General features: G+C 75.3%; 10 protein-coding genes. 7 read left to right on the top strand and 3 right to left on the bottom strand.

Translation table 11 applies throughout. From position 1 onward, the window contains the following. Positions 1-63 precede the first annotated feature (63 nt). On the top strand, positions 64-597 hold the full coding sequence (locus tag AC3WUG_RS17875) for a hypothetical protein (RefSeq protein ID WP_492328898.1): 534 nt from the start codon (positions 64-66) through the stop codon (positions 595-597). A 92-nt stretch (positions 598-689) separates the two neighbouring features. Here AC3WUG_RS17875 and AC3WUG_RS17870 read toward each other — a convergent pair whose 3' ends face one another. After that, on the bottom strand, positions 690-1562 hold the full coding sequence (locus AC3WUG_RS17870) for a glycosyltransferase family 2 protein (RefSeq protein ID WP_492328897.1): 873 nt from the start codon (positions 1560-1562) through the stop codon (positions 690-692). Between the two features lie 185 nt (positions 1563-1747). Here AC3WUG_RS17870 and AC3WUG_RS17865 point away from each other — a divergent pair, with 185 nt between their 5' ends. The 5 genes from AC3WUG_RS17865 to AC3WUG_RS17845 all read left to right on the top strand — a co-directional run bounded on the left by AC3WUG_RS17865 (position 1748) and on the right by AC3WUG_RS17845 (position 8924). Further along, positions 1748-3766 carry a beta-galactosidase gene (locus AC3WUG_RS17865; protein WP_492328896.1) on the top strand — a complete coding sequence of 673 codons (2019 nt, stop codon included), beginning with the start codon at positions 1748-1750 and terminating at the stop codon, positions 3764-3766. A 160-nt stretch (positions 3767-3926) separates the two neighbouring features. Next, complete coding sequence (locus tag AC3WUG_RS17860; protein ID WP_492328895.1) at positions 3927-5171, top strand: sugar ABC transporter substrate-binding protein; 1245 nt, start codon at positions 3927-3929, stop codon at positions 5169-5171. A 166-nt stretch (positions 5172-5337) separates the two neighbouring features. Beyond that, the gene (locus AC3WUG_RS17855; RefSeq protein ID WP_492328894.1) at positions 5338-6981 is read left to right on the top strand and encodes an ABC transporter permease subunit; all 1644 of its coding nucleotides are present in this window, start codon (positions 5338-5340) and stop codon (positions 6979-6981) included. Between the two features lies 1 nt (position 6982). Then, complete coding sequence (locus AC3WUG_RS17850) at positions 6983-7891, top strand: sugar ABC transporter permease (protein WP_492328893.1); 909 nt, start codon at positions 6983-6985, stop codon at positions 7889-7891. Between the two features lie 22 nt (positions 7892-7913). Beyond that, positions 7914-8924: a LacI family DNA-binding transcriptional regulator gene (locus AC3WUG_RS17845; protein WP_492328892.1), complete on the top strand. Its 1011-nt coding sequence runs from the start codon at positions 7914-7916 to the stop codon at positions 8922-8924. Positions 8925-8961: 37 nt separating this feature from the next. Here AC3WUG_RS17845 and AC3WUG_RS17840 read toward each other — a convergent pair whose 3' ends face one another. Then, on the bottom strand, positions 8962-9381 hold the full coding sequence (locus AC3WUG_RS17840) for a hypothetical protein (protein ID WP_492328891.1): 420 nt from the start codon (positions 9379-9381) through the stop codon (positions 8962-8964). A 52-nt stretch (positions 9382-9433) separates the two neighbouring features. On the opposite strand from AC3WUG_RS17840, the gene AC3WUG_RS17835 reads away from it, so the two are divergent. Then, complete coding sequence (locus AC3WUG_RS17835; protein WP_492328890.1) at positions 9434-10438, top strand: 5'-3' exonuclease; 1005 nt, start codon at positions 9434-9436, stop codon at positions 10436-10438. Between the two features lie 357 nt (positions 10439-10795). Here AC3WUG_RS17835 and AC3WUG_RS17830 read toward each other — a convergent pair whose 3' ends face one another. After that, positions 10796-14992 carry a S8 family serine peptidase gene (locus tag AC3WUG_RS17830; RefSeq protein ID WP_492328889.1) on the bottom strand — a complete coding sequence of 1399 codons (4197 nt, stop codon included), beginning with the start codon at positions 14990-14992 and terminating at the stop codon, positions 10796-10798. Between the last annotated feature and the right edge of the window lie 672 nt (positions 14993-15664).

The raw sequence follows: 15664 nt of genomic DNA, 5'->3' as shown, positions 1-15664 counted from the left end.
CGGTGCGTCCCCCCGGCCGGTCCAGCGGTTGCCGACCAGCGCGGGGCACGGGACCGTCGGTGGATGGGACGACGACACGACCGCACCGTGCACCGCACCCACGCCGGCCCGGGCCCCGTGCCCGGCGACCCGACCATCGCGCTCCCGCCGCCCCGGCGCCGCGGGACGGCCGCCGGGCTGCTGCTGCGCAGCGCCGTGCTCGGCGTCGCCGCGGGCAGCCGGGCGTCGCTCGCGCTCGCGGCCCCGACGCTGGCCGACCCCTCCAACGGGGGGCTCAAGCGCCTGGGCGCCCGGCTGGGCGTCCTCGTCGAGCTCACCGGCGACAAGCTGCCGAGCACCCCGAGCCGGCTGAACCCGCCCGGGCCGCAGAGCCGCGCGGTGGCGGCGGCGCTCGGCGGCGTGGCGCTGGCGCGGCAGCGGGGGCGCTCGGTGGTCCTGCCGGCGGCGACGGCGGCGCTGTTCTCGGCCGCCGGCACCTGGGGCGGCGCCGCGTGGCGCGCCTGGGCGGCGCAGCGGGGGCCGGACTTCCGCGGCGCGTTCGCCGAGGACGCGGTGGCGCTGACCCTGGCGACCCTGGCCGCGCGCACCCGCCGCTGACCCCGGGGGAGCCGGCGCGGCGCCCCCTCGGCGCCCCCCGGCCCCCTCGCCGGCCGAGAGGGCGACCGACGCGTCGAGTGAGCAGTCGCCGGCTACTCGCCCGACGCGTCGGGCACTCGCTCGGCGCGCGACGCGCGGGCCGTCGCGACGCGCACGTGCGCCGCCATGCCGCCGTCGCCGAACGTCGGCTGCACCAGCGGCAGCGCCGGGTCGGCCGCCACCAGCGCCTCCCACTCGCCGAGCCGGCGCACCGCGGTCGCCTCCTGCGCGACCAGCACGTCCGCCAGGTGCGCGTCGTAGGCCGCGAGGTGCTTGCCGACCAGCCCGCGGAACAGCGCGAGCCGGTGCTCCATGCTCCGCACGTTCGCGGACGCGGGCGCCGTCCGGTACTCCAGCAGCGGCTCCGGGGCGACCGCGACCCGCCCGCCGCCCGCGAGCATCCCCAGGTACAGGTCCCAGTCCTCGAACCCGGAGCGCATCGCCTCGTCGTACCCGCCGGCGCGCTCCCAGGCCGCGCGCCGCAGCACCGCGGACCCCGGGCAGGCGTTCCGGTGCAGGAAGTCGACGAGCGTGCCGCCGCCCGGCCGGACCACCCCGGAGGCGACCCCGAACAGCGCCAGCCAGGACGACGCCGCGACCGCGCCGGGGTCGGCGAGCAGGGGCGCGACGCGCGCGAGGAACGTCGGCGCCACCCGGTCGTCGCCGTCGAGCACCAGCACCAGCGGCGCCCGCGTCGCCGCGATCCCGGCGTTCCGCGCCGCGCCCACCCCCGCGTCGTCCTGGCGGAGCACCCGGACGCCGTCGGCGCGCAGCCGGTCGAGCACGGCCAGCGACGCGGCGTCCGTCGACCCGTCGTCGACCACCACGAGCTCGGCGCAGGGCGTGGTCTGCGCGCGGACCGAGGCGACGGCCGCGGCGACCTGCTCGCGCTGGTCGTGGGCGGTGACGACGACGGCGACCTCCACGCCGGGCACGCTGGCGCGGCGGGCGGGGGCGACCCTGGGCGCCGCGCCCTGGCGACGCGTCGGTCGCAGGATGCGTGGCCCGTGCACGGTCACAGTTGCATAACAGAGCACCACCCGGGCTGTGCTTCCTATTGGACCTTTGCCTACTGTGACCGTGCACAGCGAGGTGAGGGAGCAGGAGCGGGATGACGGAGTTCGGCTGGCCGACGCAGGGGATCTCCTACGGAGGCGACTACAACCCGGAGCAGTGGCCGCGCCACGTCTGGGACGAGGACGTCGCCCTGATGCGCGAGGCGGGCGTCAACCTGGTCAGCGTCGGCATCTTCTCCTGGGCGCTGCTCGAGCCGCGCGAGGGGGAGTACGACTTCGCCTGGCTCGACGACGTGATCGACCTGCTGCACGCGAACGGCATCGCGGTCGACCTCGGCACCCCCACCGCCGCGCCCCCGGCGTGGTTCTACGCGACCTACCCGGAGGCGCGCGTCGTCACCCGTGACGGCACCGCTCTGGGCCCGGGCTCGCGCGGCATGGTCTCGCCGTCGTCGCCGGAGTACCGCGCCGCGGCGGCCCGGATCGCGGGCGAGCTCGCCCGCCGGTACGCCGACCACCCGGCCGTCGTGATGTGGCACGTCCACAACGAGTACGGCGCGCCGGTCGGCGAGGACTTCTCCCCGGCGTCGGTCGCGGCGTTCCGCGACTGGCTGCGCGCGCGCTACGGCACGCTCGACGGCCTGAACGCCGCGTGGGGCACCGCGTTCTGGGGCCAGGTGTACGGGGAGTGGGAGCACGTCGGCGCGCCCGCCGCGACGGCCTCGACGCCCAACCCGGCGCAGCGGCTCGACTTCGCGCGGTTCACGGACGAGCAGCTGCGCGCGTGCTTCTGCGCCGAGCGGGACGCGATCCGCGCGCACGCCGCCCAGCCGGTGACCACGAACTTCATGGCGCACCAGTCGTACAACACCGACCTCTGGCGCTGGGCCCGCGAGGTCGACGTCGTGTCCGACGACCACTACCTGTGGTCCCCGGACGAGGACGCGCACGTCGGCCTGGCGCTGTCCGCGGACCTGACCCGGTCCGTCGCGCGCGGCAAGCCGTGGATCCTCATGGAGCACTCGACGTCGGCGGTGAACTGGCAGGGCCACAACATCGCCAAGCGCCCGGGGGAGATGCACCGCAACGCGTTCACCCACCTGGGTCGCGGCGCGGACGGCATCCTGTTCTTCCAGTGGCGCGCCTCCCGCTCCGGCGCGGAGAAGTTCCACTCGGCGATGCTGCCGCACGCCGGCACCGGGTCCCGGGTGTTCCGCGAGGTCGTCGACCTGGGCGCGAAGCTCGGCCGGCTCGCCGAGGTCCGGGGCTCGCGGGTGCAGGCGGACGTCGCCGTGCTCTACGACTGGGAGTCGCTCTGGGCGCAGGACCTCGAGTGGCGGCCGTCGGACGAGCTCGGCTTCCGCGAGCGGGTCCGCGCGTACTACGAGCGGCTGTGGCGGGACGGCGTGACCGTCGACTTCGCGCACCCCGAGGACGACCTGTCCGGCTACCGCCTCGTGGTGGCGCCGTCGTCGTACCTGGTCACGCAGGCGGCCGGCAAGAACCTCGCCGACTACGTCGCCCAGGGCGGCACCCTGCTGGTGTCCTGCTTCGCGGGCGTCGTCGACGAGCACGACGCCGTGCACGAGGGCGGCTTCGGCGCGCCGCTGCGCACCGCGCTGGGCCTCACGGTCGAGGAGTTCCTGCCGGTGCGCCCGCAGCACGAGGTCGCGGTCGACCTGGACGGCGCGACGATCCCGACCGCGGCGTGGAGCGAGCACCTGGCCCTGGACGGCGCCGAGGTCCGCGGCACCTACCGCGGCGGCCCGGCGGACGGCCTGCCCGCGATCACCCGGCACGCGCACGGCGCCGGCGCCGGCTGGTACGTGAGCACGAAGCTGGGCGTCGACGCGCTCGCCCCGGTGCTCGCCGCGGTCTACGCGGACGCGGGCATCGCACCGTCGGGGCTGCCGGAGGGCGTCGAGGTGACGGTCCGGCGCGGCGACGCGCACGACTACGTGGTCGCGGTGAACCACCGCGACGAGCCGGTCACCCTCGCGGTGCCCGGTACCGAGCTGCTCTCCGGCACCGACGCCGGCGAGTCGTACGAGGTCGGCGCGGGCGAGGTGGCGGTGCTGCGCACCGCCGCGCGCCCGCAGGGGGGTGGTCGCTGACCGCACGACCGCGGCTGCCGCCCGCCCCGCCGGACCCCTCCGGCGGCCGGGGTGGCCGGCAGCCCGTACCGCGGTGGCGCACCGAGCGCCCCCGCACCCACCACGGGTCGCAAGGACGCGATCGACGCGCGAGCGGCGGCCCTCCCGGAAAGGACGACACATGCGCAGGCACTTCGCAGCCGGCGTCGCCGCAGCGGCGACCGTGGCCCTCCTCGCCGCGTGCAGCGGCGACCCCGCCCCCGCCACGACGGCCGACGGCGGCACCGCCGCGGCGGGCTCGGGCGGCGAGCTCGTGATCTGGTCCGACGCCGAGCGCGCCGAGGCGATCAAGAACGCCGCCGCGGACTTCGAGGCGGACAGCGGCGCGACCGTCACGGTCGTGCAGAAGAACTTCGAGGACCTCCGGGCCGACTTCCTCGCCCAGGTCCCCACGGGCGAGGGCCCGGACATCACCGTCGGCGCGCACGACTGGCTCGGCGAGTTCGTCGAGTCCGGCGTCGTCGACACGATCAGCCTCGGCTCCCGCGCCGACGACTTCGAGCAGGTCACGCTCGACGCCTTCACCTACGACGGCCAGCTGTACGCGCTGCCGTACGCGCAGGAGTCGGTCGCGCTGATCCAGAACACCGCGCTGGTCGGGGACACCGCCCCGCAGACGTTCGACGAGATGATCCAGATGGCGACCGACGCCGGCTTCGCCGACCGGCCGTTCATCCTCTACACGAACGGCGCCGAGGGCGACATGTACACGTCGTACGCCTTCCAGACGTCGTTCGGCGCCCCGGTGTTCGTGCAGGACGAGGACGGCTCGTACACCTCCGAGGTCGGCATGGGCGGCGACGCCGGCCTGGCGTACGCCCGGTGGATCCACGAGAACGGCTCGGCCGGCACCGGCTACTTCACCGACACGGTGGACTACGACATCGGCAACGAGCTGTTCGCGACCGGCCAGTCGCCGTTCATCATCCAGGGCCCGTGGACCATCCCCACGTACCAGGACGCGGGCGTCGACGTCGCGGTCAGCCCGATCCCGTCGGCCGGCGGCGGCACCGCGGCGCCGTTCGTGGGCGTGCAGGGCTTCTACCTGTCGGCGCAGTCGTCGAACGCGCTGCTCGCGAACGACTTCCTCGCGAACTACGTCGCCACCGACGAGGCGCAGCAGGCGCTGTACGACGCCGACCCGCGCATCCCGGCTCTCACCGCCGTGGCCGAGCAGGTCAGCGACGACCCGGTCATCGCCGGCTTCCTCGCGTCGGCGCAGAACGGCGTGCCGATGCCGAACATCCCCGAGATGGGCGCCGTCTGGGACTTCTGGAACGCCGCGCAGATCGCGCTGATCACCGGCCAGGACCCCGACAGCACCTGGACCTCCATGGTCACCAGCGTCGAGTCCGCGATCGGCTGACCCCCGGGTGCGGGCCTGTCTCTTCTCCCCACCTCCGAACCCACAAGACATGGCGCCTGATCTGGGGCGGGGCGTGCGCGCCCCGCCCGCACCACCGGCACCACCCCGGGCCGCGCGCCCGCCTCCCCGGGACCCGCGCCCGCCACCACCCGCACGAGGAGCAACGATGTCCGTCGGCACGAGCACCGCCGAGCACCCGCCCGGGACCCCGCCCGACCGGTCCGGCGAGCCGGGCTCCCCGGAGCCCCGCGAGTCGCACGCCCGCGCGTGGCGCGGCCTCGGCTGGGGCTTCGCCGTGAAGCTCCTGCTGATGATGGTGGTCAACGCGGGCGGCGTGCTGGCGATCCTCTCGGCGTACCGGGCGGGCGCCTGGGTGGTGCTCGCCGCGCTGGTCGTGCTGCTCGCCGCGGCCGACTGGATCTACTTCGCCCGCCGCGCCCTGCCGCTGAAGTACCTGTTCCCCGGCCTGGTGTTCCTCGCCGTGTTCCAGATGTTCACGCTGCTCTACACGGGCTACGTGGCCTTCACCAACTACGGCACCGGCCACCTCGGCAGCATGCAGCAGGCCGTCGACGCCGCGCTGATCCAGGACGAGCGCCAGGTCGAGGGCTCGCCGGAGTACCCGCTCGCGGTGGTGCGCGACGGCGACGCGCTCGGGTTCGCGGTGAACGACGACGGGACCGTCCGCGTCGGCACGGCCGAGGAGCCGCTGGACGCGGTCGGCGGTGCGCAGGTCGACGACCGCGGCACGCCGGTCGCGGTGCCCGGCTGGGAGGTCGTGCCGCGCGCCCAGCTGTACGCGGACGCCGACCTGCAGGCCGAGGTCGTCGCGCTGCGCGTCCCGGTGTCCGACGACGCCGAGGACGGCTCGCTGCGCACCCGCGAGGGATCGACCGCCGCGGTGTACACCTCGCGGCTGGTCTGGGACCCCGACGCGCAGACCATCACCAACACCGAGACCGGCGCCGTCTACAGCCCCAGCGACCGCGGGCAGTTCGTCGCCGAGGACGGCGAGCGGCTGGCCGCCGGCTGGTACGTGAACGTCGGGTTCGACAACTTCGTCCGGGCCTTCACCGACGCGAGCTACGCGGGGCCGCTGCTCAAGGTCGCCGTCTGGACGTTCGCGTTCGCGATCCTCACCGTGCTCACGAGCTTCGGCCTCGGCCTGCTGTTCGCGCTGATCTACAACGACCCGCGGATCCGCGGCCGCAAGGTGCTGCGGACGCTGTTCATCCTCCCGTACGCGTTCCCGGCGTTCATGTCCGCCCTGCTGTGGCGCGGGATGCTCAACTCCGAGTTCGGCGTCGTCAACGACTGGTTCTTCTTCGGCGCCGACATCGGCTGGCTGTCCGACCCCTGGCTCGCCAAGGCCGCCATCCTCTGGGTCAACCTCTGGCTGAGCTACCCGTACTGGTTCCTGGTCACCACGGGCGCGCTGCAGGCGCTGCCGGGCGACGTCATGGAGGCCGCGCGGGTGGACGGCGCCGGGCGCTGGCGGCAGTTCCGCTCGATCACGCTGCCGATGCTGCTCGTGTCGACCGCGCCGCTGGCCATCGCGTCGTTCGCCTTCAACTTCAACAACTTCACGATCATCTACATGCTCACCGGCGGCGGCCCGGCGTTCCCCGGGGTCAGCACCCCGATGGGGTCGACGGACATCCTGATCTCCGCGATCTACCAGATCTCCGGGGTGTCGGGCGGCCGCGCCGACTACGGCCTGGCCAGCGCCCTGTCGATCGTGGTGTTCGTCGTGATCGGCGTCGTCTCCGGCCTGGCGTTCCGCCGGACCCGCAAGCTCGAGGAGATCTGAGATGGCTCTCGCCGACCCCGCGCAGCGGACCGCCGCAGCCGCCCCCGACCGCCCGACCCGCGCCCGGCGCGCCCGGTGGTGGGCGGAGATCGGCTGGAAGTACCCCGTCGGCCTCGTCATCGTGTTCTACGCGGTCTTCCCGCTGGTCTACGCGCTGTCCGCCGCGCTCGACCCGTCCGGCTCGCTCGCCGGGTCCAGCTCGCTGTTCCGCACCGTCGGCCTGGACAACTTCGTCGCGCTCGGCGACACCCTGTACTGGACCTGGGTCGGCAACACCCTGCTGATCGGCGGCGTGGCGGCGTTCGGCGCGGTGCTCATGGGCGCCGCCGCGGCCTACGCGTTCTCCCGGTTCCGGTTCCAGGGGCGGCGCGCGTCGCTCACCTCGCTGCTGATCATCCAGATGTTCCCGCAGACCGTGGCGTTCGTCGCCGTGTTCCTGCTGCTGATCTCGCTGGGGAACGTGATCCCGGCGCTCGGTGTGAACTCGCGGGTCGCGCTGATCTGCGTGTACCTGGGCGGCGCGCTCGGGGCGAACACGTTCCTCATGTACGGGTTCTTCAACTCCGTGCCCCGGGAGATCGACGAGGCCGCGCGCATCGACGGCGCCACCCACTCGCAGATCTACTGGCGGCTGATCATGCCGCTCGTGACGCCGATCCTCGCCGTCGTGGCGCTGCTGGCGTTCATCTCCGCGTTCGGCGACTTCATCCTGGCGCGCATCGTGCTGACGAGCGAGGAGAACTGGACGCTCGCGGTCGGGATGTACCAGTGGGTGTCCAACCAGCTGACGTCGCGGTGGGGGCTGTTCGCGGCCGGCGCGGTCGTCGGCTCGATCCCCGTGCTGGCGCTGTTCCTGTCCCTGCAGCGGTACATCGTCGGCGGTCTGTCCGCCGGCTCCGTGAAGGGCTGACGTGCCCGTAAGGTCAGGGGTCGTGGACACGACCGCGCGCCGACGCCCGACGATCCGCGACGTCGCCGCGGCCGCCGGCGTCTCCCGCGGGACCGTGTCCCGGGTGCTCAACGGCGGGCACTGGGTGTCGCCCGAGGCGCTCGCGGCGGTGCAGGAGGCCATCCGGTCCACCGGGTACTCCGCGAACCAGCACGCGCGCAGCCTCGTCACCGGCCGGTCGAACTCGGTGGCGTTCCTGCTGACCGAGCCGCAGCACCTGCTGTTCGAGGACCCGACGTTCTCGATCCTGCTGCGCGCGGCCGCGGAGGCCCTGGCCGCGCGGGAGATGCCGCTGCTGCTCATGGTCGCCGGCAACCAGCAGGAGCGGCGGCGGATCACCGACTACGTCGCCGCGGGGCACGTGGACGGCGTGCTGCTCATCTCGTCGCACCGGGGCAACCCCGTCGTCGGCGAGCTGCTGCGCCAGGGCGTCCCGACGATCGCCTGCGGCGAGCCGCTGGGGTACGAGGACCGGATCGGCTGGGTGTCCGCGGACGACGCGGGCGGCGCGCGCCGGATGACCGAGCACCTGCTGTCCCGCGGCCGGACCCGGGTCGCGACGATCACCGGCCCGCTCGACACCCCGGGCGGCCTCCGCCGGCTCGCGGGGTACCGGTCCGCGCTCGGGGACCTGTACGACGACGACCTGGTCGCGCACGGCGACTACTCGAGGGCGTCCGGCCAGGCGGCGATGCGCGAGCTGCTGGAGCGGCGGCCCGACCTGGACGCCGTGTTCGTGGCCTCCGACCTCATGGCCGCCGGTGCGCTCGTCGCGCTGCGCGAGGCCGGGCGGTCCGTGCCGGGCGACGTCGCGGTCGGCGGCTTCGACGACTCCGGGCTCGCCGCGACGCTGGAGCCGGGCCTGACCACGATGCGGCAGCCGTTCGAGCGGATCGCGTCCGAGATGGTGCGCCTGCTGCTCGAGGTGGTCGAGGGGGCGGAGCCCGCCCGGATCACGCTGCCGACGTCGCTGGTGGAGCGGGCCTCGGCCTGACGCGGTGCGCTCGCCGCGGCGCGTCGCCGCGGTCCGCTCAGTGCCGGCCGCGGCTCGAGTAGCGGGGCCGGCGCCGCGGCAGCCGCCAGGTGAAGGGGTGCGCGTGCCGGTGGGCGGCGCGGTCGAGGGCGCCAGGCGGGACCTCTCGCCGGCCCTCGACGAGCGGGACCGACGCCAGGGCGTCGTGGAGCGAGACGACGCGGTCGTAGCCGGACCCGGCGCTGCGCTCCCAGAGCGCCCGGCCGGCCGGGGTCGGCTCCCACGTGCGGTCGGCCTCGGCGAGCACCCCCGACGCCAGCAGCCGGCCGACGGACCGGCTCAGGTCGGCCTCGGAGGGGATGTCGTGCGCGTAGTGGTCCGCGGCGCCGACGAGCGCGCTCAGCTCGTCGTGCCGGGTGCCCGCGCCGATCGCCGCGAGGATCCACGCGTCGGTGTGCTCCCAGCCCGCTCCCGTCATGGCGCGAGGCTAGTGCCCGCCGAGACGCAGCCGCGCCTGCCACACTCGGGGCATGGCCGACCGTCACGCGCTGATGCTGCTCGACTCCGCGTCCCTGTACTTCCGGGCGTTCTACGGCGTCCCCGACTCGGTGAAGGCGCCCGACGGCACCCCGGTGAACGCGGTGCGCGGCCTGCTCGACATGATCGCCCGGCTGGTCACCGACCACCGGCCCGACCGGCTGGTCGCGTGCTGGGACGAGGACTGGCGCCCGGCGTTCCGGGTCGCGGCCATCCCGTCGTACAAGGCGCACCGGGCGGTCGGCGGAGCCGAGGCCGCGGCGGCCGCGTCGTCCGACGGCGTGGCGGTGGCGGAGGAGGTGCCGGACGCGCTGGCGCCGCAGGTGCCGGTGATCGCCGAGGTGCTGGCCGCGCTGGGCATCGCCCGCGCCGGCGCCGAGGGCTACGAGGCCGACGACGTGATCGGCACCCTGACCGCGCGCGAGGTGGCGCGGCCGGCGGGAGAGCGGTCGCCGGTGCTCGTGGTGACGGGCGACCGCGACCTGTTCCAGCTGGTCGACGACGAGGCGCCCGTGCGGGTGCTCTACACGATCCGGGGGATCAAGGACATCGAGGTCGTCGACGGCGCGCGCCTGCGCGAGAAGTACGCCGTGGCGTCCGGGAGCGCGTACGCCGACATGGCGGTGCTGCGCGGCGACCCGAGCGACGGCCTGCCCGGCGTGGCGGGCATCGGGGAGAAGACCGCCGCCGCGATGCTCGCCAAGTACGACGACCTGCCGGGGCTGCTGGCCGCGCGCGACGCCGGCGACCGCGGGCTCACGGCGACCCAGCGGCAGCGGCTCGTCGCGGCCGACGACTACCTGGCGGTCGCGCCCGGGGTCGTGCGCGTCGCGGCGGACGCGCCGGTGCGGCTGGCCGACGGCGCGCCGCCGGCCGGCCCGGACGCGTTCGCCCTCCCGCGCGAGCCCGTCGACGGCGCTGCCCTGGTCGACCTGACGGCCCGCTGGGGGCTGGAGTCGAGCGTCCGCCGGGTCCTGACGGCGCTCGCGAACCGCTGACGCGCGGGCCGCGCGGCGCGCCCGGGCGGCGGCGCCTTCCCCACCCGATCCTCGCGCCGCCACCCTCCCGATCGGGTGGCCCAGCGAGAATCGGGTGGCGACCAGGTGCGGCCCGCACAGCTGTGACGACCAGCGACGCGCCGGCGCGGGCGCGGCCCGGCGCACGAGAGGGGGGTCACCGCCCCCCGGTGACCCCCCTCGCGGTGCGGCCGGCCCTGGATCCCCCCGGCCCGTCCGCACCGCCCTCCCGCGCCGGACGGCGGCGCCCCAGGGAGCGGACGACCCCCGCGTCCCCACCGCCGCCGCGCGCCCCGCGCGCCGACCCGCCGCGCCCGGACCGGGCGCGGCGGGCGCGTCTCAGCGCACCTTCAGCACCCCGATCGTGAGCGTCGGGGTGTAGCCGCCGTCGCCGGTGTACAGCGCGGTCACCGTGGTGGTCCGGCTGACGGCCGGCAGGGTGACCGTGGCGGAGCCGTCGGTCAGCGCGACGGTGGCGACGGGCTTGATGCCCGCCAGGACCGTCACCTTGCCGCCGGCGGCCGGGGCGCCCTCCGGACCCGCGACCGTGACGGTGACCGCGGGCGTCGCGCCGCGGGGCACCGTCCAGGACGGGGTGTCGAGGGTGATGGTCGGGACGGTCGCGAGCACCCGGTAGGAGCGCTGGGTCTGCGAGCCGTCGACGTCCGCGCTGCCCGTGTACACCGCGGTGAGCGTGTGCGACCCGGACTTCAGGTCGCGGGGCAGCGCGATCGTGGCGGTGGCCTGGTTCCCCTCGCCGGCGGTGAGCTCGCCGGTCGCCAGGACCGTCCCGCGCTCGCGGATCTCGACGGTGCCCGCCGGGACGGCGCCCTGGCCGGTGACGGTCACCGTCGCGGTGGTCCCGGAGCCGTACCGGCCCGAGTTCTGCGACAGCGTGACCTTCGTGGTGGAGCCGGCCTTCTTCACGTCGACCTGCACCGCCGCCGACTCCGACCCCGCGAACGCCGCGGTGTCCGGCGTGAAGACCGCCGTCAGCGCGTGCGACCCGCCGCCGAGCCGGACCGTCGCCGTGGCGGTCCCGCCGGAGACGGCCGCGGTGGCGACCTCGGTGCCGTCCGCGCGGAACGACACGGTGCCGGTGGCCTCGGCGGGGGCGACGGTGGCGGTGAGGGTCAGGTCCTTGCCGACCTTCGCCGGACCGGTGACCTTCAGCGTGGTGGTCGTGGCCACGGCCTCCGGCACGGCGACGTCGAGCACCTGGGCCCGCGTCGTCGGGTCGGCGTTGTGGCTGTGCAGCACCAGCAGCTGGTCCGCCGGGGCGGCCGTGGTGGTCGACCGGTGCACCGTGAGCTCGGTGGCGTCGGACGCCGCGAACCACAGGGCGTCGGTCACGCCGCCGTCGAACCAGTACGGCGGGTCGAACGGGTCGACCGTGAACGGCTCGGCCGCGTCGACCTGGCCGCTCGGGTCGGCCGCGTAGTCCGAGGACGTCCAGACCGTGACGGCCGGGGTGGCGCCGGGCTCGAGGCCGAGCGCGGCGATCCCGACCGGCGCGACCAGCACCGAGTTGTCGAACACCGTGGTGTCCACGTCGCCGAACGCGCCGTTCACGCCCTGGACGTCGAGCACGTCGCCGGTGTCGTAGTCGAACGTCGCGGCGACCGTGACGTCGGCGGCGTCGCTCAGCTTCTGCACCACCGTCTGCGCCTCGGGGGTGCCGTCGCGGTCGACGTCCCAGTCGATGACCGGGAGCACGGCCTGGCCGAGCGTCGCCCAGTCGCCGTCGACCGCGATGCCGACGCCGAGGTAGCCGTCGGCCGGGTCGCCGCCCGCGGCCGCCTGCTGCGGCGCGGTGGAGGTCCAGCCGACCCGGCGCAGGTCGCCCGAGGCCACCGCGGAGTCCGAGGTGACGAAGCCGGGCACGTCCTCGAGCTTCGGGCTGGTGGCACCGAGGACCAGCGGCGCGACCAGCGAGGTCCAGCCGCCCGAGTCGACGCCCCGGCCCGACAGGGTCAGCGCGGCGGTGCCCGAGCCGGCGTCCGCGAAGGACACCGGGTCGGCCGTGAGCTCGGAGACGAGGCGCGGCGCGGCCTGCACCGGCACCCGGAGCTCGGCGTCGCCCGAGGTCAGGACGAGCCGGCCGGACAGCGACGCCACGTACTCGCGCGGCACCCCGCCCTGGGTGGTCGCCTGCGTCGGGTCGATCTCCCGCTCGAGGGTCGCCGGGTCGGCGGTGAACGTCAGCGTGACCAGCCCCTGCTGGCCGGCGGGCACCGTCAGCGTCGCGGGGGAGGTGGTGATCGTCGCGCCGCCGGTGGTGGTGGCCGCGGCGAAGGCGGTGTCGTAGGTGACGGCCTCCGCGCCGGTGTTCTGCACCGTGACGGTCTTCTTCAGCGTGACGGGCTCGGCGCCCACGTCCACGACACCGAAGGTCACGGACACCTGGTCCGGGTCCTCCGAGCCGTACGCGAGCACGGTGTCGGCGACCGCGGCGCGGGCGTCGACCCGGCCGGAGCCGACCCGCTGCGGGCCGTAGGTGGTGCCGGACTGGTGCGCGCCGGTCCACACGTCGTGCGTCGCGGTGTTCATCACCGCGGCCTTGACCTGCGCGGGGGTCCAGCCGGGCTGGGTCGCCCGGACCAGGGCCGCGATGCCGGCCACGTGCGGCGAGGACATCGACGTGCCGGACAGCGACTGCGCCTCGGCGCCGGTGCCGGACGCCGCGGAGAAGATGAGCGTGCCGGGCGCCGCCACGTCGGGCTTGATGATCCCGAGCGAGCCGTGCGCGCCGCGGGACGACCCCGGGTTGAGCGCGTCGCCGATCTCGTCGGACGTGACCGACGCCGCGAGCGACGGGCCGATGTGCGCGACCACGCCGCCGGCCTGGATCGCGGGCAGCAGCGCGTCGGTCGACGAGGCCGTCAGCTGCGCACCCGGGATGGTCGGGTTGCCGGAGATGCCCGCGGAGAACACCGTCGACTCCGTGCCGATCAGCACGCCGACCGCGCCGGCGGCCTCGGCGTTGTTCCACCGGGCGACGGAGCCGCAGGCGCGGGTCGCGTCGTCGTCGTCCCACCACAGGTAGACGATGTTGCCGGTGATCTCCGCCGCGCGGTCCGTCAGCGGGGCGCACCCGTCCACGCCGTCGCCCAGGTAGACGACCGGCGCGGTGACGTCCTCGGTGCCGGCGTAGGAGATGGAGTTCTGCGCGGCCCAGGTGCCGACGGCGGCCGGGTCGGGCGCCTCGGTGACCTCGACGCCGTCGTAGGTCTGCGGGCTGCCCACGGAGTTCGCGACGGTGAGGCCGGAGGCCGCGGAGCCCGGCGAGCCGCCGACGTCCGTGATGTCGGAGGAGTTGCCCGCGGACAGCACCGCGAGGGTACCGAGGTCGGAGAGCCGGTCGATCAGCAGGTTGTCCGGGTCGTCGGACGGGGTGGCGGAGGCGCCGAGCGACAGGTTGACCACGTCGAGGTGGTCGCCGAAGTCGCCGTCGCCGTCGGGGTCGGCCGCCCAGTCGAGGGCCAGGCCGGTGAGGTCGGTGGACCCGCCGATGTCGCCGAACACCTTGAGGGCGTAGATCCCCGCGCCGGGCGCCGAGCCGGGCCCGACCTGCCAGTCGGACAGGTCGGTCAGCGTGGCGTAGTCCCCGGTGAAGGTCGTGCCGTCGGGCTGGACGCCGTAGCCGGCGGCGGTGCCGGCGACGTGCGTGCCGTGGCCGGAGTTGTCCGACGTGTACAGGCTGTCGATCGGGTTGTCGTCCGGCGTGGGCGTCAGCGTGGCGCCGGGCAGCTCGGAGTTCGGGTCCGCGTCGTACAGCGGGCCGGCGAAGTCGTAGCCGCCGAGGTACTTCGCCGGGTCGTAGAGGCCCTCGGGGACCGGCTGGGTGCCGTCCTCGCCGTACGCCTGCTGGTACGCCTCGACCGTGCCGGGGCCGCCGAAGTCGGCGTGCGTGTAGTCCAGGCCGGTGTCGATGACGCCGATCCGCACGCCCTCGCCGGTCTGGCCGGTGTCCTGCCACACCTGCAGCGCGCGAGTGAACGCGTCCGTGGAGGAGTTGTCGGCGGTCTTGGTCGTGACCCGGTACACCGCGACGACGTCGTCGGAGGCGGCCAGGTCCCGGACCTGCGCGGCGTCGCCCGTGACGAGCGTGCCCGCGACCAGGTTCGACAGCGTCGCGATCCGCTCGGGCGCGACCGCGGCGGTGCGGGCGGCCGGGTCGGACTCGGCGGGGACGACCGCCTCGGCGACCTGCTCGACCTGCGCGGTCGCGGCCTGGACCGCGGCCGCGTCGCCGCCGTCCTCCGCGACGTCGAGACCCGAGGGCGCGTCGAGCTGCACGAACGCGGTGACGGTCCCGTCCGCGTCGGCGAGGCCGGAGGAGACCTTGTCCTCCGTGCCGGCGAGCACGTCGTCGGAGGCGACCGGGTCGCCGGCGCCCGTGGCCAGGCCGGGGTCGAGGGGGAGCGGTGGCGACGCCGCGCCGGGCCCCGCGGCGGAGGCGGCGGTGCCCCCGAGCGTGGTGGTGGCGGCCAGCGCCAGGACGGTCAACGAGGCACGGAGCGAGCGACGCGTCATGGGAATCCGTTCTTGGGGCAGGAGCAGACGTGCACCGCCGCGTGACTGGACGTCATGCCCGACGGTGACTGCGGGCTCACGCTACAAACTTCTGGGCGATTCGTCACGGTTTCGCCACACATTGGCCTTTCAGCGCTTGCACAGGCGTCGCTAGCGTGGGTGATCCGGGCCACTGGTCAGCGGCATCGCCGCCGCACCGTCCGGGCGGCTCGAGGCCGCCGCCGGCGCCCGGGACGTGTGGGGATCTCGTGAAGATCGCCCGCCGGATCGTCACGGGATCTTCCCGGGTCGGTCGCCGGGCCCTTGAACGACCCCGAGGTCCGCTGCCTAACCTCGTCGACCGTGAGTGAACGCATGCCCGCCGCGCGGAGCTCGTCCCGCGGCAGGCACGCAGCCCCGCGCGACGAGCGCGACCCCGCGGCACCGGCCACCGCGACGACACCCACGCCCGCCTTCCCCGGGGAGGTGGGCGCGGTCGTGCCCACCGGCCGGACCGACGCACGCCAGCCCGCCCCCGCGGAGCCCGGCGCGTCGACCGCCCCGTCCCCGATCGAAGGTGCAGCACCCCCGCCCGTGACGTCCTCCCTCCCCGACACCAGCGCCCCCTCCGAGACCACCGCCCCCGCCGCCGGCGCGCCGGCCGTCGCCGCGACCCGCCGCGCCCGCGGCCGC

Source organism: Cellulomonas sp. EB106-03-03-XG116 (assembly GCF_058792015.1).
Note: the sequence above shows the minus strand (reverse complement) of the source record. Positions and strands in the feature narration are given on the sequence as shown.